The following is a 22,792-nucleotide window of genomic DNA, read 5'->3' on the forward strand; positions in this document are numbered from 1 at the left end:
GATCCACAGGGACCGGTCGCATAATGCAAAAAGCCCGGCGCTACAGCTTCGGGCTCAGTCCAGACTCACTATGGAGGCACTGTGAAAGCATTGCAAGGCGTTGAGGGGCGAGTGGAGTGGGTTGAAGAGCCGAGTCCTACGTGCGATGTAGGACAAGTTCGCATCCGAGTAGCGGCAGCAGGACTCAATCGCGCCGATTTGTTACAGAAAGCAGGACTTTACCCGCCACCGCCGGGGGCCAGTCAAGTACTGGGTCTTGAGTGCTCCGGGGTGATCAGCGAGGTCGGTCCGGGCTCTTCCTGGCAGGTCGGCGATCGGGTTTGCGCCTTGCTGGCCGGGGGTGGGATGGCTGAAGAGGTAGTTGTCGACGGACGGCATGTGTTGCCGGTTCCCGAATGTTTGTCCCTGGCCGAGGCGGCAGCACTGCCGGAAGTGTATGCGACCGTTTGGCTGAATTTGTTTCAACTGGCTGCGCTCAAACCGGGTGAGAAAGTTCTGCTGCACGCCGGAGCGAGTGGAATCGGTTCAGCTGCCATTCAGCTGTGCAAGGCGTTTGGTAACCCGTGCTGGGTCAGCGTCGGTTCTGCCGAGCGTCTGGCTTACTGCGAAGCGTTGGGCGCACAGGGTGGCGTAGTGCGCAATGGCGATCTGGATAGCTTGAATGATCTCGCGCCGTTCGATGTGATCCTCGACCCGGTGGGTGGCAACTATGCGGCGTTGAACCTCAAGCTGCTGGCTCGCGATGGTCGTTGGGTACTGATCGGTTTGATGGGTGGTCGTGAAGCGCAGCTGGATCTGGCGCAGGTATTGGCCAAGCGTGTGCAACTGCTGGGTTCGACCCTGCGCAGTCGCGACGAGCAGTTCAAGGCCGATTTGTTCAGTGATCTTGGCCAGCATGTCTGGCCGCTGTTTGCCGAAGGGCGTTTGAGCCCGCAACTGGCCAGGACATTTGCGATCAAGGATGCCGAAGCGGCGTTTGCGGAACTGGCGACCAATAAGGTTTCCGGCAAACTGGTGTTGGTGATCGACGACAGCCTGACCTGACGACAATGCTCTGAACCTGTGGGAGCGAACCTGCTCGCGATTCAGGCGACGCGGTTCATCTGTAAGACCGCGTTATCGTTCATCGCGAGCAGGCTCGCTCCCACAGGGGCGGGTTATTTCCAGATATGGATCGGCCAGCCGGCCTTTTCGGCGTGCTCAAGCAGCACCGGATCCGGATTCACCACATGTGGGAAATCCACCTTCAGCAGCAATGGCAAATCATTGCGTGAGTCGGAATAGAAACTCGCGCCTTCGAGGTTTTCCTCTTCCGCATCCAGCCACTCCATCAACCGGGTGATCTTGCCTTCGCGGTACGTCAGGGTGCCAATGGTATTGCCGCTGTACACCCCGTGCAGCAGTTCCAGCTCGATGCCGAGAATCTCGTCGATGCCCAAGCGGTCGGCAATCGGCTTGACCAAATGTGTGCCCGAGGCCGAGATCACCAGGATCCGGTCGCCGGCCTTGCGATGGGCGGCGATGGCTTTGGTGGCGTCGCTGAAGATGATCGGCTCGATGAAGTCTTCCACCCAAGGCGCCACCAAATGTTCAAGCTCTTCCGGCGTGCGACCGATCATCGGTTCGAGGCTGAAGTCCATGTACTCTTCCATGCGCAATTTGCCGTGGCTGTAGGCGTCCATCAGCTCATTGTTCTTGCGCATGAACGACTCGGGATCGACCCAGCCCAGGCGGCCCATTTGCTCGCTCCAGAGGGTGGCGCAGTCGCCGTGGATCAGGGTTTCGTCCAGATCAAAAATTGCCAGGGCCATCAGTGCAGTTCTCTCTTCAACATCAGCAAAGTCATCAGGCTACCTCACACAGGGCCGTCGGATCGATGGAAAGCGCCAGACGCTGACCATCGGGGTGCAGGTCGGCCGCCGAACGGTTCAGCACATCCACCACCAATTCCACGCCCCGGGCTTCGACCCGATAGCGAATCACGTTGCCCAACAGGCTGTGGCTGCGAATCTGCGCGTCGAGTTCGCCGTTCAGGCTCAGCTCGATGGCTTCCGGGCGAATCGCCAGACGATGGGTGATCGGTCGCTGCAATAGTTTCGACGCGCTGTCGGCGTCCAGCAGGTTGTAGTTGCCGATGAAGCCTGCGGCAAAAACATCGACTGGCGCAGTGTAAAGGGTTTCGGCATCGCCGCTCTGTACGATCTTTCCCTCGTTCATCAGGAAGATTCGATCAGACATGGTCAGGGCTTCTTCCTGATCGTGAGTGACAAAGATCGTGGTCAGGCCCAGTTCGCGCTGGATCTGTCGGATCTGTTCGCGCAGGTGCTTGCGAATGCGTGCATCCAATGCCGACAGCGGCTCATCCAGCAACAACAACCGAGGCCGGGTCACCAGCGAGCGAGCCAGGGCGACACGCTGGCACTGGCCACCGGACAATTGATGCGGGTAACGGGCGGCGAAGTCCTTGAGCTCTACCAGTGCCAGCACTTCGGCAACGCGCTTGTGGCTGTCGTCCGCGTTGACCTTCTGCATGCGCAAGCCGAAGGCGACGTTCTGCTCCACGGTCATGTTCGGGAACAGCGCGTAACTCTGGAACACCATACCGATTCCGCGTTTTTGCGGGCTCAGCGGGACGAGGTCCTGACCTTCCAGCAGGATCTTGCCGCCGTCCACCGAGGTCAGCCCGGCGATGCAACGCAGCAGGGTGGACTTGCCGCAACCGGATGGACCGAGAAGGGTGACGAATTCGCCTTTCTTGATTTCGCAGTTGATGTCGCTGAACACCGTGGTGCCGGACTGCCCTATTTGAGAGTAGCTTTTTTGAAGATGTTGGACGCTCACGTAGCTCATTCGCTTTTGTCCCTGTTCAAGATATTGGCAGCCCAGGTCAGAACCAGCACAAAGAAGAAGTAGGAGATCACCAGCGCACTGGTGAAGTGGCCGCTGCTGTTACGCATATTGTTGAGGTAAACCTGCAGGGTTTCGTAGCGGGTGCCGACGAGGATGTTGGCGAACACAAACTCGCCGAACAGGAACGAGAACGACAGCAGCAACGCCACCATCAAACCCTTGCGCAGGTTCGGCAGCACCACCAGGAATGCCGCTTGCCAGGTGCTGGCGCCGAGCAGTTGTGCGGAGTCCATCAGGTCGCGCAGGTTGATCGCTTGCAGGTTGTTGGTGATCGCTCGGTACATGAACGGCAGCGCCACGGTGAAGTAGCAACCGATCAGAATCCACGGCGTGCCAACCATCGCGAACGGCCCCGAGCCGTAGAGCTGCAACAGCCCCACCGACGACACCACCGGCGGCACCGCGAAGGGCAGCAGGATCAGGATGTTCATCAAAGCGTCGAGTTTCGGGAAGTGGTAATGCACCACGAACAGCAGCGGCAGAATCAGCACCACCGACAGAATCAACGAGCCGACGCAGACCAGCAACGACTGGCCGAACGCGTCGAGAAAGCGCGGATCACTCCACAGCTGGAGGTACCACTTGAAGGTAAAACCGCTGGGCATGATCGTCGCGGACCAACTGCTGGAGATCGAGTAGATCAGCGTTCCGAGCAGCGGCAACAGCAGAATGGCAAACAACAAATACGCCACGACGCGGTGATAGACACCGACGGGCCCCAGTTCAACGCGAGACATGGTAGCTCCTCTTCAACAGCAGCTGATGCACGATGGTCACCAGGGTCATCAACGCCACCAACACCACGGCCAAGGCGCTGGCCAGGTTCGGGTCGAGGGAAATGTCGCCGGAGACCATCGCCGCAATGCGGATCGGCAATACGTTGAAGTTGCCGGTGGTCAGGGCGTATACCGTGGCGTACGCGCCGAGGGCATTGGCCAGCAGGATTACGAATGTGCCGAGCAGCGCCGGGGTTAGCACCGGTAAACCGATGTGCCGCCAGAATTGCCAGCCGTTGGCACCGAGCAACGCGGCGGACTCACGCCAGTCTTCGCGCAAGGCGTCGAAAGCCGGGTAGAGCAGCAGCACGCCCAAGGGGATCTGGAAGTAGGTGTAGAGAATGATCAGCCCGGTTTTCGAGTACAGGTTGAAATCCTGAATGATCCCCGCCTGTTTGAGCATGATGGTGAAGGTGCCGTTGAACCCCAGCAAAATGATGAACGCGAAGGCCAGGGGCACGCCGGCGAAGTTGCTGGTCATGTTGGCGAAGGCGTTGACGAAGTTGCGCAGTTTCGAGTCGACCCGGCGCAAGGAGTAGGCGCCGAGTACGGCGATGATGATGCCGAACACGCTGGACCAGAAACTGATCTCGAGGCTGTGCTGGATCGCCTGCAGATAGAACTTCGAGTTGAAGATTTTGCTGAAGTTGGCCAGGCCCCAGCCGAACTCTTCCGATTCCAGGCTGTTGATCATCACCCAGAGCAGCGGGGCGATCTGGAACACGAAGAAGAAAATCGCGAAGGGCACCAGGCACAGAGCGGCCAGCCATTTACCGCGGGTCATGGCGTTCACTTGAGCAGCTCCCGGCACACAGGTTTGTCGTGGGGCGCGCCCAGCAGTTCGCAGACGGTGCCGCAGATGTCGATCTGTTTCGGTGCGGCGTTTTTGTTGAAGCTGAAGGCATCGCCGAGGACGAACAGCGGCACTTCGCGTTCTTCGGGCAGCAGGCCGTTGTGCGAGCGGTCGTTGTTCATGCCGTGGTCAGCCGTCACCAGCACCTGGTAACCGGCGTCGAGCCAGCCTTGCAGATAATCGGCGAGGATGATGTCAGCCGAGCGGGCGCTGTTGCGGTACTGCGAGGTGTCGAGGCCATGCTTGTGCCCGGCGTCGTCGATGTTCATGGGATGGACCAATAAAAAGTTCGGCGCGTGGCGCAGGCGCAAGTTTTCCGCGTCGGCGAACAGGTGCGAGTCCGGGTAGTGGTCGTTCCAGTAGAAGTGACCGTGCTGGATCGGTAGTCTGGGGTCATCGGTATGACGATCCCGGGCGGCCACGAACGGCGAACGGTTATACAACTCGCTGACCCAGTGATAGGCCGCGGCCGCGGTTTTCAGGCCGGCGTCGGTGGCGTAATGGTAGATGCTGCGCTGGTTGGACAGGCGCGAGACGTTGTTGTGAACGATGCCGCTGTCGATCGGCGTAACGCCGGTCAGGATGCATTCATAAAGTGGTCGGGACAGGGCCGGCAGTTCGCACTCCAGCTTGTAGAGTGCCGCGCGTCCTGCGCCAACGTAAGCCTGCAGATGCCCCATGGCGTGGCGCGCGACTTCGTAATTGAGGCCGTCGAGCACGACAAGGATGACGTTGTGCTTCATAGGGCTGGGACTCCGCAAAAACAGATGATTCAAGTACGCAACCAATCCCCTGTGGGAGCGGGCTTGCTCGCGAAGGCGGACTGTCAGCCAACATCAATGTTGAATGTCAGTCCCTCTTCGCGAGCAAGCCCGCTCCCACATTGGGTCTCCATCTGATCCCCGAATGGGGATCTGCGGTGTTACGGCATGTTGATGATGACTTCTTCCTGCCACTTCTGCGGCAGCGACTTGGAAGTCTTCTCCCACGCGTCGGCGTCTTTGATTGGCGTAACCTTTTTGTACTGCTCGTTAGGCAACAGTTTGGCTTTCACGTCTTCCGGCAGTTTGATGTGCTCGGCGCGGATCGGACGGGCGTTGCCTTTCGCCAGGTTGATTTGGCCGGCATCGCTGAAGATGTATTCGCGGGTCAGCTTGGCGGCGTTCGGGTTTTTCGCGTATTTGTTGATGATGGTGGTGTAACCGGAAATCACCGAGCCATCGGATGGAATCAGCACGATGTAGTCATCCGGATTCGCCATCTTGGCCTTGTAGCTCAGACCGTTGAAGTCCCAGACCACGCCGACTTCGATCTCACCCTTTTCCATGGTGGCGATCGTCGGGTTGGCCATTGACAGGCGGCCTTGCTTGGCGATGTCAGCGAACAGCAACAGGGCTGGCTGAATATTTTTCTCGTCACCACCGTTGGCGAGGGCGGCGGCCAGTACACCGTTGGCAGCCTGGGCCGCGGTGCTTACATCACCGATGGAAACTTTGTACTTGCCAGTCTTGAGGTCAGCCCATTTGGTCGGTGCTTCAGAACCGTGCAGCAGTTTTTTGTTGACGATAAATGCGATGGTGCCGGTGTAGGCCAGCGCCCAGTTACCGTCCTTGTCCTTGGCCCAATCCGGAATCTGTTCCCAGGTAGTTGGCTTATAAGGTTGCACCACGCCCTGCTTGACCGCGATCGGGCCGAAGGCGGCACCGACGTCGCCGATGTCGGCGGTGGCGTTGTCTTTTTCGGCGGCGAACTTGGCGATTTCCTGAGCCGAGCTCATGTCGGTGTCGATGTGTTTCAGGCCATATTTCTTGGCCAGGTCTTCCCAGGTGCCTTTCCAGTTGGCCCAGTCATCGGGCATGCCGACGCTGTTGACTGAGCCTTCCGCTTTCGCAGCGGCTTCCAGGGTTTTCAGATCATCCGCCGCCATGGCGGAGGTGCACAGGGCAATGGTCGAGCCTAACAGTGATGCCAGGAAAAACTGTTTCATCCGAAGCTCCTTTGGGCGTTTTCAACGCTGCGATTGCGGTTGTGTTGGTCTAGGTCAGCAATACCTGAGCCAATTTAGGCGGATTGGATGACATTTTGATGTCGACGACCGGTCGGCCTGAATTTTCTGCGCTCGGATACGCGGGGTGCGAGATAAGCGTAGACCATGGCTAAAGAGCTGATATGAAAGGGACTTGGCCATAAAATTGCAGGCGTCTGGCGCAACCGTTCGGCGGCTTTGTCATCTGTCAGTCATATGCAGTGCCTAGGCTTGCAGGCAGTTGATGGAACCGATTTAAATGACGGTTCTGCCCCGAATCAGTGCTGGTCTAGTCCAGATAGGTAACGTTGATGCGCATCGAGACCACCAAAGCGGTGACAGCCATCGGGCAGGTTCTGCAGGAGCAGCTCGACCACGGTCTGTTGGCGCCGGGGAGCAAGTTGCCGGCGGAGCGCAAGCTCAGTGAGTTGTTCGGTACCACGCGTATCACCGTGCGTGAGGCGTTATTGCAACTGGAGGCCCAGGGGCAGATTTATCGCGAGGAGCGACGCGGCTGGTTCGTATCGCCACCCCGGCTGGCTTATAACCTGATGCAGCGCAGCCACTTTCACGCGATGGTCAGTGCGCAGGGGCGGGTGCCGTCCACCGAGGTGATCTCGGCGCGGTTGCAACCGGCGTCGGCGGCGGTGTGTGCCTGGTTGCAGTTGCCGGCGCTGTCGAGCGTGATCCAGATCTGCCGCTCAAGACGGATTGACGGGCGATTGGTGCTGTATGTGGAGCACTACCTGAACCCACAGTTTTTCCCGGGGATTCTGGACTTCGATCTGAATCAGTCGATGACCGAACTGTATGCCCGGCATTACGACTTGCATTACGGACGGGTGCGCTTCGAGATTGTGCCAACGGCGTTGTCGGTGGACGCAGCGGCGGCTTTACGGGTGTCGGTGGGCAGCCCGGGGTTGCGGATTGCCCGGGTCAATTACGATCAGCACCAGCGATTGATCGATTGTGACCTGGAGTTCTGGCGCCATGATGCGATTCATGTCGGGGTGGATGTGGTTTAGTTCGCAGAAAAACCGAGTCGCCGCCATCGCGAGCAGGCTCGCTCCTACAATGGATCTATGTCGTTCACAAAACCCCATGTGGGAGTGAGCCTGCTCGCGATGGCGGCCTGGAAGCCAAGGCTATTCTTTCTGCGGCCCACCCGTCGCCGTGGCGACGTGGACACTCATCCGTGGCGTCGCCAGATCCAGCCCGGCTTCATCCAGATGTCGCTTGAGCGACAGGTTGAACGCCCGGGAAACTTCCCACTGTTTGATCGGTGCGGTTTTAAAGCGTGCGCGAAGAATCGCGTTGCCGGACTCGAAACTTTCTACCCCCTGAATCTCCAGCGGCGACCAGATGTTTCGCCGTTGCAGCGGGTCGGTGCGCATTTTCTGGCCGACGTCGCGCATCAGTTTGATCGCCTCGTCGATGTCCATGTTGGAGGGCACCGCCACCCGGAAGATCGCGTAGCCGAATTCCCGGGAGTAGTTCTTGATGCTTTTGATTTCGCTGAACGGAATGGTGTGAACGATACCGTCGATGTCCCGCAGGCGTACGGTGCGGATGGTCAGGCCTTCGACCGTGCCCAGGTGGCCGCCGACGTCCACGTAGTCGTCGATGGCCAGGGAGTCTTCGATGATGATGAACAGCCCGGTGATCAGGTCGGCCACCAGTGACTGCGCGCCGAAGCCGATGGCCAGACCGATCACACCGGCACCGGCCAGCAACGGCGTAACGTTCATGCCCATGTTCGCCAGAGCGACGATCAGCGCGATGATGAAAATCGCCACGAACAGCACGTTGCGGATCAGCGGCATCATGGTCTGTGCGCGAGCATTGGCCAGGCCTTTGCGCGAGCGGGTGAGGGCGTGATGCACGGCGGTGTCACTGAGAATCCAGATCAGCCAGGCAAAAATCAGCGTGCCACCGAGGCTGAACAGTTTGACGCTGACTTCATGGCCTTCGCCTTCGGTGAAGCGGATCAGCGACATGCCCCAGACGCGCAGGCCGAGTTCGATGAATGCCAGCCACACCAGCAGATGGGCGAGGGTGTAGAAGAAGCTTTTCAGGCGATCCGAATACAGCGCGTGGCGCTTCACGCTGCGTTGCGGTTTGAGTGAGTGGCGGCGCACCAGCCCGTTGATGACCATGCACAACACCAGCAGCACGGTGCAGATCAGTGACTGACGCAAGGCAGTGCTGGTGTCGCCGGCGGAGACGAAGGTGGCGAACAGCGAAATGCCCACCAGCACCAGCGCCGGCAGATACCAAAAGGTGCCGAGGATTTCGATCGTGTCACTCAAGGCTCGACGAGTCAGGCGCCGGGACAGCGGCTGGTTGCGGATCAAGTGGGCGATGGGCCGACGGAAACGCAGAATGAAAAAACCGGTGAAGATCGCCGCCAACACATTGGCGAACGTCGCTGCTGTGTGAGCCAGGTGACTGCCGAGGCTTTCAACCAGACGTGGATCGCTGAGGGCTTCACCGAAGGCGGCGAAACTGCCAATCAGCCACAACGGGCGAAAGGCCTGATGCCGCAGGATGTACAAGGCGCGATGACGATGCGGGCCATCCAGCACGGAAAACGCGATCACGCAGATCGCTGAGAAACAGGTGCCGACCACCAGCGCATAGGCCAGCACCATGGCCAGGCTTTTGCCCAATGACGAAGGCAGGGCGTAGGTCATGTAAACCGTCATGACCAAGGCAATCAACCACGGCCCGAGTTTGCGTAAGGCGAAGCGCAGCATGTCCAGCGCCTTGGGGTGTTGCGGCAATTCTTCGGTCAGGCCAAAGCGCATGCGTACCCGGTGGCCGAGCCAGATCAGGGCGGCGGCCAGCAGGCTCCAGACCATCAGGATCACAGCGAAAGCGAAGATGATCGGCAGCCATTCATTGGCCGGCAGCATCAGCGCCGCCAGTTCATCCTTGGCCAGATCGACCTCTTCGGACCAGCGATTGAGGGGGCTGTCGGCGCCGGAAAATTGTTTTTCGAAACCGGCCAGGGTGCCGCCGATCAGGCCCAGCACGCCTTCTTCGGTGGTTGGCTGAGCCTTTTGGGTGACGTCGCGCAGTTTTTTCAGGTCCGTCAGTAGCTGGGTGCGCTGCTGATCGTTTTCCAGAGACTTGATGACTTCGTCCAGCGATTGCCCCAGCGGCTCCTGTGCTTGCGGCTGGGTTTTCGCCGAGCCATTGAGCAGCCCCGGTAAACTGACCGCCTGGGCAGGTGCCATCGGCAGCAGTGTCATCAGGCAGACAAGAAATAAACACGGGAGGGCAAAAAGACGAGCGAACACGGTCAACCTCGGATGAACGAATCGGCCGAGTGTACGAGCCCGTCAAAATCAATGCGAGCCAGGCGGGAGGATTTATTCGTTGAGTTTGGCGAGGATCTTGTAGATCACGGTGGCGAGGATCATCAGCATGCCAACCCACATCGCGAACACACCAACGTTCTTGTCGCGAAAGTTGAAGCCGATGGCCAGCATGATCATCCCGGAAAGAATCGGGATCAGCATGGAGTGGAATGATGACATCGAGATCATGGTGACAGCCTTGTCGGAGAGGGGTATTGCAAGTCTAGGCGGCTTTCGGGCGAGCGGAGGTGATGAAGATCATCGTGGCGAGGGAGCAAGCTCCCTCGCCACAAGAGTTACCTTTTAATCACCAAGGACTACGGCAATTCGCGGCAGGCGTAGAACGCGCTCAGCACTTTGACCAGATGCGCCAGGTCATGGCTGCCGCACAGCTCGCGGATCGAGTGCATGGCGAACGTCGGCAGGCCGATGTCCACGGTGCGCACGCCCAGATGGCTGGCGGTAATCGGGCCGATGGTCGAACCGCAGCCCATGTCGCTGCGTACCACGAAGCTCTGCACCGGTACTTCTTCAGCCATGCACAAATGGCGGAAGAAACCGGCGGTTTCGCTGTTGGTGGCGTAGCGCTGGTTGCTGTTGACCTTGATCACCGGGCCGGCGTTGAGTTTCGGGCCGTGGTTGGCGTCGTGCTTGTCCGCATAGTTCGGGTGCACGCCGTGGGCGTTGTCGGCCGAGACCAGCAGGGATTTCTGAATGGTCCGTACGAATTCATCCCCTTCAGGCAACAGACGGCGCAGGGTTTGCTCAAGCATCGGGCCGTCGGCGCCACAGGCCGAGCAGGAACCGACTTCTTCGTGATCGTTGCAGACCAGCACACAGGTTTCGTCGGTTTCAGTCGTCAGCAATGCTTGCAGGCCGGCGTAGCACGACAGCAAATTATCCAGGCGCGCACCCGCAATGAAATCGCCATGCAGGCCGATGACCGCGGCGCTTTGGGTGTCGTAGAAGCTCAGCTCGTAATCGAGCACCACGTCGGCGTTCAGGCCATGTTCGCGGGCCAGTTGATCGGTGAGCACGGCGCGGAAGTCCACACGCTCGTCACCGGCGAATTGCGCGAGGATCGGCGGCAGTTCGGTCTGGGCATTGATCGCCCAGCCCATGTTGGCTTCGCGGTTGAGGTGAATGGCCAGGTTCGGAATGATCGCGATCGGTGCCTTGAAGTCGATCAATTGGCTCTCGACCTTGCCATCACGGCGGAACGTCACGCGGCCGGCCAGAGACAGATCGCGGTCGAACCACGGCGCCAGCAGTGCACCGCCATAGACTTCGACACCCAGTTGCCAGAAACCCTGGCGTTGCAGCTCCGGCTGGGGTTTGACCCGCAGGCACGGGCTGTCGGTGTGCGCACCGACCAGGCGGATGCCGCCGTGCAAGGGCGAATGACGGCCCATTTTGAACGCGACGATTGAAGAGTCGTTACGGGTGACGTAGTAACGACCATTGGCTTCAGTGGTCCACGGCTCGCGTTCGTCGAGGCGCAAAAAGCCGGCCGCTTCCAGACGCTGAACTAGGCTGGCGGTGGCATGGAACGGGGTAGGGGAGGCCTTGAGGAAGTCGATCAGGCCTTGGTTCAACTCTTCGCGCATAAGAAGCTCCAGACAGCAGTGGCGCCAGTTTAACGTATTGGCCCACGGCATTGCAGACACAATGCCATCCGGTGTAACGACTACTGGAAAGTCAGCCGGTGATCAGTTCGCCACAGAGGAACACTTCGCGACGCTGCTTGCGGCCAACGTGTTCATGTTTGCTTGCGAGATATACCGGGTCGAATTTTTCCCGCGAAAAGTCGGGTTGCTGTCTGACGTATTCATCCACCAAACGGTCATAGTCGGCTTCGGTGATGAACTTGTAGATATCCCGGCGATAAAAGAATCCCAACTGGAAACCCAGGGTTTCGCTGGAATGAGCAGTCTTGCCGGAAAAGCAGTTTTCAAAATCGATGGCTTTGAGAGGTTTGCGTGTTTCGGGAATCATGATGTTGCCGGCCCAGAAATCCATGTGCGTGATGTTCTTCAGGGCCAAGGAATGCAGCAATTCGAACGCATCGAGAATGAAGGCTTCGACGTGCTTCGGGTGCTGGATGAGCCATTGCACGCCGTTGACATGGTCGTCGAGCAGGCGCGTGAGAATGAAATACTCTTGGGTCAGGCCCATTCGATCACGGGTATAGCCGAAGCCTTGCAGAGGTGGCATTTGCACCCCGCGGTGTTGCGCTTCATGGGTATTGATCAGCTCTTCCAGTGGCCAGTCGAATCGGCCATTGCGCTGCGGCTTGCCCAGGGTTACCCGGACTTTAGCCTTGAAGGAGTCCAGCGGCTGGACCTTGGCAAACAGCGGTGTATCGCCGGATACCAGTGGCGCGCTTGCCCGTGAGAGTTTGCGAGCGCGGCGTTTGTTAATCAGCTGTTCAAGCGCCTGTCGGGTTTCGACGCAAGGCTGTTCGCTCAAGTGCAGCGTGGTGTTGAACAGGCTGAAAGTGAAGGGGTAGTCGAGTTGGAGTGTCTTACTGCTGAACACAAGGGCGTCCTGCCTGATATCTAAGTGCGATCATTTCACGATTTTTTTACAAAACCATAACAATTTCTTCACGTTATCTTAACGGCGTTTTGTGTTAGCAAATAGCAAATAAAAACGCCCTTCGACGGAAGGGCGTTATGTGTGTCCGGCGTGTTATTCAGAAGGGCGCAGGGCACTCGAATCGCAAGCGTTCGCCGCTTTGCGGGTGAGTGAAACTCAGCATGCTCGCGTGCAGGCACAGACGTGGCCAGGCAGCGAGTGCTTGCTCATGGGCGTAAAGCCCGTCACCCAACAGCGGGTGGCCGATGGAGAGCATGTGCACGCGCAACTGGTGAGAGCGGCCGGTGATCGGCGTCAGCTCGACGCGGCACCAGTCGCCACAACGCTCCAGCACACGCCAGAAGGTCAAGGCATGCTTGCCGAACTCGTGGTCCACCACATGGCGTGGCTTGGTCGGCGGGTCGTAGCGCAGGGGCAGGTCGATGCTACCGCTGTCCAGTTCCGGTTGCCCCCAGCACAGGGCGGTGTAGGCCTTTTCGGTTTCGCGGTCGTGAAATTGCCGAGACAGCTCGCGATGTGTATCCGGGTCGCGGGCCAGCAGAATGATGCCGGAGGTTTCCCAGTCCAGCCGATGAACAATTCGTGCTTCCGGGTAGCCGTTTTCTTGCAGACGCGTAATCAGGCAGTCCTTGTTGTCATCGGCCCGGCCAGGGACGGAGAGCAACAGGGTCGGCTTGTCTACCACCAGTACGGCGGCGTCCTGATGGATGATGCGGATGTTGGACAACGGCATTAAAACAGCCTCGTAACAAACGCCAACGGCGGCTCAGAACCTTCACTGTCCGTGTAGGAGCTGCCGCAGGCTGCGATCTTTTGATTTTGCTTTTAAAACAAGATCAAGAGATCCCAGCCTGCGGCAGCTCCTACACAGGCTCGAAGGTTCTGCGCCGCCGTGGCTCCTGTCGGATCGACTCAGCGATCTGGCAGGGTGATATTGAGTTCCAGAATCGAGCAGCTGCCCTGGTTTTCCAGAGCGACATGCACGTCATCGGACCCGATATTGACGTACTTGCGGATCACTTCCACCAGTTCCTTCTGCAAGGCTGGCAGGTAATCCGGCGTACTGCGCTGGCCGCGTTCATGCGCCACGATGATCTGTAGACGCTCTTTCGCTACCGAGGCGGTATTAGGCTTTTTGTTGGCACGAAAGAAGTCAAAAAGGTTCATTACCTACCTCCAAAAAGTCGCTCGAAGAATCCCTTCTTCTCGACATCGAGGAAACGATGGTCCACGGTTTTGCCCAGCAGACGATCGACCGCATCGCTGTACGCCTGACCGGCGTCGCTCTGGTCGTCGAGAATCACTGGCACGCCCTGGTTGGAGGCTTTGAGGACGGCTTGCGATTCCGGAATCACGCCCAGCAGGGTAACTGCGAGGATGTCCTTGACGTCTTCGACGCCGAGCATTTCGCCGTTGCTCACGCGTGTAGGGTTGTAGCGGGTCAGCAGCAGGTGTTCCTTGATCGGCTCTTCGCCGTTCTCGGCGCGACGGGACTTGCTGGCCAGCAGGCCGAGCATGCGGTCCGAGTCACGTACCGATGACACTTCCGGGTTGGTCACGACAATCGCTTCATCAGCGAAGTACATGGCCAGGTGGGCGCCTTTCTCGATGCCCGCCGGGGAGTCGCAGACCACGAATTCGAAGTCTTCTTTCAGTGCCATCAGCACTTTTTCCACGCCTTCCAGGGTCAGCGCGTCTTTGTCGCGGGTCTGACTGGCGGCCAGGACGTAGAGGTTTTCCAGGCGCTTGTCTTTGATCAGCGCCTGTTGCAGGTTGGCTTCGCCGTTTACCACGTTGACGAAGTCATACACCACGCGGCGCTCGCAACCCATGATCAGGTCGAGGTTACGCAGGCCGACGTCAAAGTCGACAATAACTGTTTTGTGACCACGCAGAGCGAGGCCGGTACCGATAGCGGCGCTGGTGGTGGTCTTACCCACACCACCCTTGCCGGATGTAACCACGAGAATCTTGGCCAAGGTGTTTTACCCCTAAGGAAAAAGGACGTTTAGCCCCTGAAAAACATCTCTTGAAAAACTACTGCAGTCGGACAGCCTTGGCTGGAATCCGGTTCTGAGCGGCGTTTACCCCCGGTAAACACTGCTTTTAGCCTTTTTCCTACTTCGTTTGAGCCGTTTTCGCTACGTTTTAGAGATGCTTGGAAAATGCGGCAGTATCCGTTAAAGCCGAATGATGTTCAACACGTCGCCCGACAGGCTGACTTGTACGCCCGCGCCCCACAATGGATCACGACGCAAATCCTCGGAAACCTTGTAGTGGCCGGCGATGGAGACCAGTTCAGCGGTCATTTGCTGACAGAAAATCCTGGCTTTCGTGTCACCTTTGACGCCGGCCAAGACACGACCGCGCATCGCGCCGTATACATGGATGTTCCCATCGGCGAGAAGTTCCGCCCCCGGGCTGACCGACGAAATCACCACCAAATCGCAACCCTGAGCATAAATCTGCTGGCCACCGCGTACCGGCGAGGTAATGATTTTGGTCGGTTTGATGGTCGGCTCCGGTGGTTTTTCCGGTTTTTTTGCAACGATGCCTTCGTTCGGGTCGAGCGGCCGCTCACGGGCACCGGACGGCGGCAGCACCGGCAGATCGACCGCGATGGCGGCGGCGATGTCTTCGATGCGGCTGGCACGGATCGCCAGGGTGCGCAGGCCGTGCTGGCGGCAGATGCGCATCAGTCCGGGCAGATCGACCGAGCCTTCGCTGGCCGGGAGTTTGTCCAGGGCCAGGACCAGCGGCGCGTTACTGAAGAAGTTGGGCGCCTGGGCGACCTTTGCGGCGAGTTGCCGATCAAGGTTCTCAAGGTCGTTACGGGCCAGTTCCAGCACCGTAATGGCGAGCATGCTGCCCTTCAACTGGAACACGGGATTTTGGTCTAGCGGTTCGGTTTGGCTCATGGTCGGCATACAACGGCTTGTCACTAAAAGTGCCGAGACTTATAACGAGAACGCCCGCAGGCCGCAAGCCGGGTCGAACGATGTAGAATGCGCGGCCACTGTCTTGACGGAACCTTTAATGGATCGCCCGCGTTTTCGAACAGCATTTCTTTCTCCACGTTTCTGGCCGCTGTGGTGTGGCTTGGGGCTGTTGTGGCTGATTGTGCAGCTGCCGTATCCGGCGTTACTGTCGGTCGGTCGCGTCTTGGGTGCATTGATGTATCGAGTGGCCGGCGACCGACGGCGCATTGCCAAGCGCAATCTTGAGCTGTGTTTCCCTGAAAAGACCGCTGCCGAGCGCAAGCGTCTGCTCAAGGAAAACTTCGCCTCCACCGGCATCGCCTTCTTCGAGATGGCCATGAGCTGGTGGTGGTCGCGCAGGCGTCTGGCGAAACTGGCTCATGTCGAAGGCCTGGAACATTTGCAGCAGGCCCAGCGCGACGGCAAGGGCGTGATTCTGATGGCCGTGCATTTCACCACGCTTGAGATCGGCGCGGCGCTGCTCGGTCAGCAGCACACCATCGATGGCATGTACCGCGAACACAAAAATCCGCTGTTCGACTACATCCAGCGTCGTGGCCGCGAGCGGCACAACCTTGACTCGCTGGCGGTGGAGCGCGACGACGTGCGTGGCATGCTCAAACTGCTGCGGGCAGGCCGAGCGATCTGGTACGCACCGGATCAGGACTATGGCGCCAAGCAAAGTATCTTCGTGCCGTTGTTCGGGATTCAGGCGGCGACCGTCACCGCCACCAGCAAGTTCGCGCGGCTGGGCAAGGCGCTGGTCGTACCGTTCACTCAGCAACGCCTGGCTGACGGCAGTGGTTATCGGTTGGTGATTCATGCGCCGCTCGAGGGTTTTCCCGGCGAGACGGAAGAGGTTGACTGCATTCGCATCAACCAGTGGGTCGAAAGTGCTTTGCGCGAATGTCCGGAGCAATACCTCTGGGCACATCGCCGCTTCAAGAGCCGTCCACCGGGCGAACCGAAGCTGTACGCCAAACGCGGTTGAGTCACCGATCCCTTTAAGCACCATGGAGTGTTGCGATGAGTTCTGCTGAACCGGTTACAGGGTTGATACTTTCCGGCGGCGGGGCTCGGGCGGCTTATCAGGTGGGCGTGCTGGCGGCGATTGCCGAGCTGCTGCCGGTGGGGGCGGCGAATCCGTTTCCGGTGATCGTCGGCACCTCGGCCGGCGCGATCAACGCGGTCAGCCTGGCCAGTGGGGCAATGGACTTTCGCGGCGCGATTCAGCGTCTGACCGCCTTCTGGCAAGGTTTCCGTAGCCATCTGGTATTGCGCAGCGACTGGCCTGGGGTGATCCACCAAGCCACCCGTTTTGTCAGTCACAATCTGATGGGGATTGGCGCTCCGGTGCCAGTGGCCCTGCTCAACAGCTCGCCGCTGCGCGGTTTGCTCAACGACAAACTGCACATGCCCGGGATTGCCGAGGCCATCGCGCAAAAGCAATTGAAGGCGGTGGCGGTCACGGCGTTTGGCTATGAGTCCGGTCAGGCCGTCACGTTTTATCAGGGTGGCGGCACCATCGAATCCTGGTTGCGCCATCGGCGAATCGGCGTGCCGACCCAATTGAGCGTCGAACACTTGCTGGCCAGTTCGGCGATTCCATTGCTGTTTGCGCCGGTGAAAATCGGCGAAGAATATTTTGGCGATGGCGCGGTACGTCAATCGGCACCGATCAGCCCGGCCCTGCACCTGGGTGCCAGCCGCGTGCTGGTGGTGGGCGTCAGCGGCAACCCGCGCGGGGTCGACCCGGAACAGCCGCTGCAACGCGCCTACACCGGTCAGCAGCCGACCCTGGCACAAATAGGCGGGCACATGCTCAACAGTACGTTCATTGACAGCCTGGAAAGTGACATCGAGTTGCTGCAGCGTCTGAATCAGTTCAGCCATCTGCTGCCCGACGGCGTACCGAGTCGTGCATTGGGAGCAGCGCCGGTGGACGTGCTGGTGATTTCGCCGAGTCAGCCAATCGATGAAATTGCGGCGCGGCATCGCCAGGAATTACCGGCGGCCTTGCGTCTGTTTTTGCGCGGGCCGGGGGCGACCAAGACTAGCGGGGCGGGGGTGCTGAGTTATCTGCTGTTTGAGGCGGGGTATTGCAGCGAGTTGATCGATCTGGGGCGGCGCGATGCGTTGGCCAAGCGGGATGAGCTGTGCCGGTTTCTGGGGTTGGTGGAGCCTGCGGTTTCGGCTTGAGATTTGCGGTGCGGCAATTCGCGGGCAAGCCTCGCTCCCACAGGTTTTGTGTCGTTCACATCATCGGCGAACGACACAAAACCTGTGGAAGCGAGGCTTGCCCGCGAAGCTTTTACGATTAGAAGTGGAACTTCACCAGGAAGCTCGTGTTGCTCTGATCGGTCTTGAAGTACTGGCTGTCCTTGATCCCATACTTGTCTGACCAGTAGTCGTACTCGACACCGACGTACAACTGCTTCTCGCCAATGTTCAGGGCTTTACCCAAGTCGTATTTGATCTGTGGGTTGAAGTGCAGGTTGGCGTGGTAGGTGCCTTTGCTGTTCTTGTCGTTGTCGACCACCCAGTCCATGAAACCATCGATCAGGATGTTCGAATCGCCCACGGGAATGGTGTAGGACCAGACCGGGGTGATCTGCCAGACGTTGTCACCCGGGCGACTGCCCTCGGTGTGACGCTGGTAGAAGTTCAACTGGAAGTAGTCGAACCCGGGAATCGCCAGGTCGAAACCAGGACCGATCAGGTAGGACTCGGTATCGCCCTCACCGAATTCGTACGTCATGGCCAGCAGCACGTCCTTGACCGGGCCGAACTCCAGTTTCTGATCGAAGATCTTGCCAAACGACAAGCGCGGGCTGATTTCGCCGTAATAGGTGTTCGAGCCGACGCCGCTGTCTTCTTTGCCGTTGTAGAAAATCTTGTCGACGAACACGAAGTTGTCGCCGTATTTCCAGGCATCGGCGTGCTCGAAGGTGACGGTTTGCTGAATGCGCGGGTTGACCTGGAAGTCTTTGCCATAGAGGTAGGTCAGACTGTTGTTCTGCCATTGCAGCAAGTCGCCGGCCATTGCCTGGCCCCCGGCCAGCAAGGATCCCGCGAGCATCAGGCTGGTGCACGTACGTTTCATTCGGTTGCTCCCAAAAAGTAGGTGGTTCCACGTTATTTTTCTAAGGTCGGCGCTCTGGTGTGGCGCCTTTTTCTTTAGCTGTAAAAAATCATCCAATCGGTCAGCTTCAGTGCTGTTAGCAAGAGCTGAGCCAAGGCTTTTAAAAAGCCAAAAAACTCCCGTTCGGCGGCTCAAGAGCAGTCGATTGAGAGTGGTTTTGGAGTGCCTTGGTACCGTCCAGCGCCGGGATAAGTTGGCTTTCTGGTCAGGAATTAAATCCGGGCTTTTTTTTAGACCAGATTCGGGCGGCCGCGGAGAATACTGACTCCTCGGCCAGGTCTCAAGTGCCCCGCAACAGCGCATCGACGACAGGTTTGGAGCACGGTTGCGGATCATCTAGAAATGCACCTTCACCAGCAGGCTGGTGGTGTTCTCGTTAGTGTCGAGGTTGGCGTTGTTTTCGATGCCGTATTTGTCTTTCCAGTAGCTGTATTCGACGCCGACGTACACCTGTTTCTCCCGCCAGCCCAAGGCCTTCCCCAGGTCATATTTGATCTGCGGGTTCAAGTGCAGGTTGGCGTGGTAGCTGCCATGTGAGTTTTGGTCGTTATCCACGACCCAGTCGATGTAGCCGTCGATCAACAGGTTCGAACTGCCCAATGGCAGGGTGTAGGACCAGGCCGGCGTGATCTGCCAGACATCGTCGCCGGGACGCGAGCCTTCGGTCTGGCGATAGTAGAAGTTCAAGGTGAAAAAATTGAAGCCCGGTACCGAGAGGTCGAAACCGGGGCCGATCAGATAGGCCTCAGTGTCGTCTTCGCCATTCTCGTAGGTCATGGCCAGCAACACGTCCTTGATCGGGCCGAATTCGAAACGGTGGTCGAGGATTTTGCCGAAAGACAGGCGCGGACTGAACTCGCCGTAATAGGCGTGAACGCCTTTGTTCCGGTCTTTCTCGCCGTTGTAGTAAGTGCTGTCGACGAACAGGAAGTTGTCGCCGTACTTCCAGCGGTCGGCGTGCTCAAAGGTTATCGTCTGCTGGATCGACGGGTTGACCGCGAAATCCTTGCCATACAGATAGCTCAGGCTGTTGGTCTGCCACAGCAGCAAATCCCCGGCCATGGCTTGACTCGCGGCCAACAGGCCAGTGCCCAACAGCACGCTGGTTTTTGTCCGAATCATCTGTTGCTCCCTCTTGTTTTTATTGTTTGAGGCGCAGGCATCCAACCTGTGGGAGCGGGTTTGCTCGCGAAAGCGGTGTGTCAGAAACATGAATGTCGACTGATACGACGCCTTCGCGAGCAAGCCCGCTCCCACAGGGTTTGTGTTGTTACTTGTTAGTGCGCGTGACAGTCGTTGACGGTTTCGCGCTCGTGACCGCCAAGAATGTTGAACAACAGGTTCAGCGCCAAGGCGCTCAGCGTGGCCATGGCGATGCCGCTGTGGGTGATCGGGCTCATCCACATTGGCAGGTGCGCGAAGAATTCCGGGCGTACCACCGGGATCAGCCCCATGCCGATGCTCACCGCCACCAGCAATTGGTTGCGACGGTCACCGATGTCGGCTTCCTGAAGAATCTTGATCCCGGTGGCGGCGACCATGCCGAACATCGCAATGGCCGCGCCGCCGAGTACCGCAGGGGGAATCGACGCCACCAGGAATGCCGCTTTCGGCAGCAGGCTCAGCACTATCAGCAAGCCGCCGGCAACGATGGTCACCGAACGGCAACGCACGCCGGTCATCTGCACCAAACCGATGTTCTGGGCGAAAGAGGAGTGGGTGAAAGTGTTGAAGAAACCGGCGAAAAACGAAGCGCCGGCATCACACAGCAAGCCGCGACGCAGCATCCGTGGCGTGACGTCCTGCCCCGTGATTTTGCCCAGCGCCAGGAACATCCCGGTGGACTCGACGAAGATAATCACCACCACCAGGCACATCGAAAGGATCGGCGCGAGGTGGAATTGCGGCATGCCGAAATGCAGTGGCGTGACGATTTGCAGCCACGGTGCCTGGGCCATGCCGCTGAGGTCGACCATGCCGATGACGCCGCAGATGACGTAGCCCAGGCACATACCGATCAGCACCGAAATGTTGACCCAGAAACCGCGCATGAAACGATGGACCAACAGAATCGTAGCCAGTACCAATGCAGCGATAGCCAGGTAAACAGGCGAACCGAATTGAGCTGCGTCAGCACCGCCGCCGGCCCAATTCACGGCCACGGGGAACAGCGACAAACCGATCGAGGTGATGACGGTGCCGGTCACCAGTGGCGGGAAGAAGCGCACGACTTTGGACATGAACGGCGCGATGACCATGCCGAAGAATCCGGCGGCGATGGTCGCACCGAAAATCCCTTGCAGGCCGATGCCAGGCATCCCGGCCATGGCCACCATGCTGCCGACCGCGGCGAAACTGGCGCCCATCATCACCGGCATGCGGATGCCCATTGGGCCGATGCCCAGCGACTGGACGATGGTGGCGATGCCGGCCACCAGCAGGTCGGCGTTGATCAGGAAGGCGATTTCTTCACGGCTCAGCCCTGCGGCCTGCCCGATGATCAGCGGCACCGCGATGGCTCCGCCGTACATCAGTAGAACGTGTTGCAGACCGACCAGGATCAGTTGCAAAAGGGGTAAGCGCTGAATGGCGGGTGCGTCGGGGATGCGGGCTTCGGATAGCTCGGACATGCAACACCTCGGATCTTTTTTATTCTTGTGATTTGTGTCAGGTGGACCTGTGGCGAGGGGGCTTGCCCCCGTTGGGCTGCGGAGCAGCCCCAAAACCAACAACCGCGTCCTATCTGGAGGACCGCATCCTCTGGTTTTGCGACCGCTTCGCGTTCGAACGGGGGCAAGCCCCCTCGCCACAACGGCGTGTTGCTTATTGGGTTTGGGCCCCCTGAACAATCCACGCACCAATCAGGTCACGTTCCTGTTGGGTCATCTGGGTGATGTTGCCCAGTGGCATGATCTGGCTGGCAACAGCCTGGGCCTGGATGCGCGGGGCCTGGAGCTTGATCTGCTCCGGGGTATCGAACATCACGCCCGCGGGCGCTGCGCTGAACAGCGGGCTGGTGGGTTTGGCCGAATGGCAGACCGTGCAGCGTTCCTGGATCACGTCGTGCACCTTGTCGAAGGCAGGACCGGCATTTGATGCCTGGGCGGGTGCAGTTTCAGGGGCCGCCGCGGGTGCAGCTTCAGCCGGTTTCTTGCCACCACCAAGGGCCGTTTCCGGCAGCGGCTGGTACTCGATGGTCCCAGGCGCCTTGGCCACTTCCGGTGCGCTGGACATCGGTGCCGGCCCGGTCACGTAGGCCAGGCAGATCATGCCGACCGCCGCAACGGGCAGGGTCCAGGCAAACTTGTGGCTGTCATGACGGGTGTTGAAGTAGTGACGCACCAACACCGCCAGCACCGCGATCCCGGCCAGGATCAGCCAGTTGTATTGGCTGCCGTAGGTGCTCGGGAAGTGGTTGCTGATCATGATGAACAGCACCGGCAAGGTGAAGTAGTTGTTGTGGCGCGAACGCAGCAAGCCTTTGGCCGGCAGCGCCGGATCGGGCGTGCGGTTCTCGGCGATCGCCGCCACCAAGGCGCGCTGCGCCGGCATGATGATACGGAACACGTTGCCGACCATGATGGTGCCGATGATCGCGCCGACGTGCAGGTACGCACCACGACCGCTGAACACTTTGCTGAAGCCGTAAGCGGCGCCAATGATCAGCACAAACAGGATGAAACCGAGCAGGGCAGGGCGTTTGCCCAGGGCCGAGTCGCAGAGGAAGGAGTAGACAAACCAGCCGACGAACAGCGAACCGATGCCCAGCAGAACACCTTCAGGGCCGGTCAGGCTGCTGCCCGGAGCGAGCAAGTACAGCGTCGGGTTGGAGTAGAACACCACGCACAGCAGTGCGACCCCCGACAGCCAGGTGAAGTAGGCTTCCCACTTGAACCAGTGCAGGTTGTCCGGCATGGTCGGTGGAGCCAGTTTGTATTTTTCCAGGTGATAGATACCGCCGCCGTGGATCGCCCACAAATCGCCCGCCAGCCCGTTTTTCGGATTGACCCGGTTGAGGTTGTTTTCCAGCCAGACGAAATAGAACGACGCACCGATCCAGGCCACGCCAGTAATCATGTGAACCCAGCGCACGCTCAGGTTCAGCCATTCCAACAGATGTGCTTCCACAGTCTTTACCTCTCGCCTG

At 59.0% G+C, this 22,792-nt stretch carries 22 protein-coding genes; 4 read left to right on the forward strand and 18 right to left on the reverse strand.

What is annotated here, in order from left to right; genetic code table 11:
- Window positions 1-81 precede the first annotated feature (81 nt).
- A complete protein-coding gene (locus AB7M29_RS12175) occupies window positions 82-1,044 on the forward strand; it encodes a zinc-binding dehydrogenase (RefSeq protein ID WP_217858039.1) in 963 nt (320 codons plus the stop codon).
- A gap of 113 nt (window positions 1,045-1,157) precedes the next feature.
- Here AB7M29_RS12175 and AB7M29_RS12180 read toward each other — a convergent pair whose 3' ends face one another.
- The 6 genes from AB7M29_RS12180 to AB7M29_RS12205 all read right to left on the reverse strand — a co-directional run bounded on the left by AB7M29_RS12180 (window position 1,158) and on the right by AB7M29_RS12205 (window position 6,526).
- The gene (locus AB7M29_RS12180; protein WP_217858038.1) at window positions 1,158-1,811 is read right to left on the reverse strand and encodes an HAD family hydrolase; all 654 of its coding nucleotides are present in this window, start codon (window positions 1,809-1,811) and stop codon (window positions 1,158-1,160) included.
- 34 nt (window positions 1,812-1,845) lie between these two features.
- The gene (locus AB7M29_RS12185) at window positions 1,846-2,850 is read right to left on the reverse strand and encodes an ABC transporter ATP-binding protein (RefSeq protein ID WP_052963625.1); all 1,005 of its coding nucleotides are present in this window, start codon (window positions 2,848-2,850) and stop codon (window positions 1,846-1,848) included.
- Window positions 2,847-3,647, reverse strand: a complete 801-nt coding sequence (locus tag AB7M29_RS12190; protein ID WP_217858037.1) for an ABC transporter permease — start codon at window positions 3,645-3,647, stop codon at window positions 2,847-2,849. The genes AB7M29_RS12185 and AB7M29_RS12190 overlap by 4 nt, the downstream gene beginning before the upstream one ends.
- A complete protein-coding gene (locus AB7M29_RS12195; RefSeq protein WP_305426962.1) occupies window positions 3,634-4,470 on the reverse strand; it encodes an ABC transporter permease in 837 nt (278 codons plus the stop codon). Before AB7M29_RS12195 ends, AB7M29_RS12190 begins: the two co-directional genes overlap by 14 nt.
- A 5-nt stretch (window positions 4,471-4,475) precedes the next feature.
- A complete protein-coding gene (locus AB7M29_RS12200; RefSeq protein WP_217858036.1) occupies window positions 4,476-5,282 on the reverse strand; it encodes an alkaline phosphatase family protein in 807 nt (268 codons plus the stop codon).
- A gap of 179 nt (window positions 5,283-5,461) precedes the next feature.
- Window positions 5,462-6,526 carry an ABC transporter substrate-binding protein gene (locus AB7M29_RS12205; RefSeq protein WP_217858035.1) on the reverse strand — a complete coding sequence of 355 codons (1,065 nt, stop codon included), beginning with the start codon at window positions 6,524-6,526 and terminating at the stop codon, window positions 5,462-5,464.
- 350 nt (window positions 6,527-6,876) lie between these two features.
- Between AB7M29_RS12205 and AB7M29_RS12210 the strand changes: the two genes are divergently transcribed.
- Entirely contained in the window at window positions 6,877-7,590 is a 714-nt protein-coding gene (locus AB7M29_RS12210; protein WP_123360108.1) for a UTRA domain-containing protein, read from the forward strand.
- 120 nt (window positions 7,591-7,710) lie between these two features.
- Here AB7M29_RS12210 and AB7M29_RS12215 read toward each other — a convergent pair whose 3' ends face one another.
- The 8 genes from AB7M29_RS12215 to minC all read right to left on the reverse strand — a co-directional run bounded on the left by AB7M29_RS12215 (window position 7,711) and on the right by minC (window position 15,443).
- The gene (locus tag AB7M29_RS12215) at window positions 7,711-9,867 is read right to left on the reverse strand and encodes a mechanosensitive ion channel domain-containing protein (protein ID WP_217858034.1); all 2,157 of its coding nucleotides are present in this window, start codon (window positions 9,865-9,867) and stop codon (window positions 7,711-7,713) included.
- A gap of 72 nt (window positions 9,868-9,939) precedes the next feature.
- Complete coding sequence (locus AB7M29_RS12220; protein ID WP_167344810.1) at window positions 9,940-10,116, reverse strand: hypothetical protein; 177 nt, start codon at window positions 10,114-10,116, stop codon at window positions 9,940-9,942.
- A 128-nt stretch (window positions 10,117-10,244) separates the two neighbouring features.
- Window positions 10,245-11,534, reverse strand: coding sequence for a M18 family aminopeptidase (locus AB7M29_RS12225; RefSeq protein WP_052963632.1), 1,290 nt, complete (start codon window positions 11,532-11,534; stop codon window positions 10,245-10,247).
- Between the two features lie 91 nt (window positions 11,535-11,625).
- On the reverse strand, window positions 11,626-12,465 hold the full coding sequence (locus AB7M29_RS12230; protein WP_454246914.1) for a hypothetical protein: 840 nt from the start codon (window positions 12,463-12,465) through the stop codon (window positions 11,626-11,628).
- 157 nt (window positions 12,466-12,622) lie between these two features.
- Window positions 12,623-13,258 (reverse strand): RluA family pseudouridine synthase, encoded by a 636-nt coding sequence (locus AB7M29_RS12235; RefSeq protein ID WP_028941050.1) that lies wholly within the window; start codon window positions 13,256-13,258, stop codon window positions 12,623-12,625.
- A 179-nt stretch (window positions 13,259-13,437) separates the two neighbouring features.
- Entirely contained in the window at window positions 13,438-13,692 is a 255-nt protein-coding gene (gene minE, locus AB7M29_RS12240; protein ID WP_048394400.1) for a cell division topological specificity factor MinE, read from the reverse strand.
- A complete protein-coding gene (gene minD, locus AB7M29_RS12245) occupies window positions 13,692-14,504 on the reverse strand; it encodes a septum site-determining protein MinD (RefSeq protein ID WP_050681334.1) in 813 nt (270 codons plus the stop codon). Before minD ends, minE begins: the two co-directional genes overlap by 1 nt.
- Before the next feature lie 201 nt (window positions 14,505-14,705).
- Entirely contained in the window at window positions 14,706-15,443 is a 738-nt protein-coding gene (gene minC / locus AB7M29_RS12250) for a septum site-determining protein MinC (RefSeq protein WP_052963713.1), read from the reverse strand.
- Window positions 15,444-15,561: 118 nt separating this feature from the next.
- Here minC and AB7M29_RS12255 point away from each other — a divergent pair, with 118 nt between their 5' ends.
- Window positions 15,562-16,494 (forward strand): lipid A biosynthesis lauroyl acyltransferase, encoded by a 933-nt coding sequence (locus AB7M29_RS12255; protein WP_454246915.1) that lies wholly within the window; start codon window positions 15,562-15,564, stop codon window positions 16,492-16,494.
- A gap of 35 nt (window positions 16,495-16,529) precedes the next feature.
- On the forward strand, window positions 16,530-17,702 hold the full coding sequence (locus tag AB7M29_RS12260; RefSeq protein ID WP_217858032.1) for a patatin-like phospholipase family protein: 1,173 nt from the start codon (window positions 16,530-16,532) through the stop codon (window positions 17,700-17,702).
- A 118-nt stretch (window positions 17,703-17,820) separates the two neighbouring features.
- Here the strand turns inward: AB7M29_RS12260 and AB7M29_RS12265 are convergent, their stop codons facing one another.
- The 4 genes from AB7M29_RS12265 to AB7M29_RS12280 form a co-directional block, all read right to left on the reverse strand.
- Window positions 17,821-18,606 carry an outer membrane protein OmpK gene (locus tag AB7M29_RS12265; protein WP_217858031.1) on the reverse strand — a complete coding sequence of 262 codons (786 nt, stop codon included), beginning with the start codon at window positions 18,604-18,606 and terminating at the stop codon, window positions 17,821-17,823.
- Window positions 18,607-18,981: 375 nt separating this feature from the next.
- Window positions 18,982-19,767 (reverse strand): outer membrane protein OmpK, encoded by a 786-nt coding sequence (locus AB7M29_RS12270; RefSeq protein ID WP_217858030.1) that lies wholly within the window; start codon window positions 19,765-19,767, stop codon window positions 18,982-18,984.
- 155 nt (window positions 19,768-19,922) lie between these two features.
- Window positions 19,923-21,275 carry a nucleobase:cation symporter-2 family protein gene (locus AB7M29_RS12275; RefSeq protein ID WP_217858029.1) on the reverse strand — a complete coding sequence of 451 codons (1,353 nt, stop codon included), beginning with the start codon at window positions 21,273-21,275 and terminating at the stop codon, window positions 19,923-19,925.
- Between the two features lie 193 nt (window positions 21,276-21,468).
- Complete coding sequence (locus AB7M29_RS12280; protein WP_454246916.1) at window positions 21,469-22,773, reverse strand: urate hydroxylase PuuD; 1,305 nt, start codon at window positions 22,771-22,773, stop codon at window positions 21,469-21,471.
- Window positions 22,774-22,792 lie beyond the last annotated feature (19 nt).

The sequence above is a fragment of the Pseudomonas sp. F-14 TE3623 genome (genome assembly GCF_053629015.1).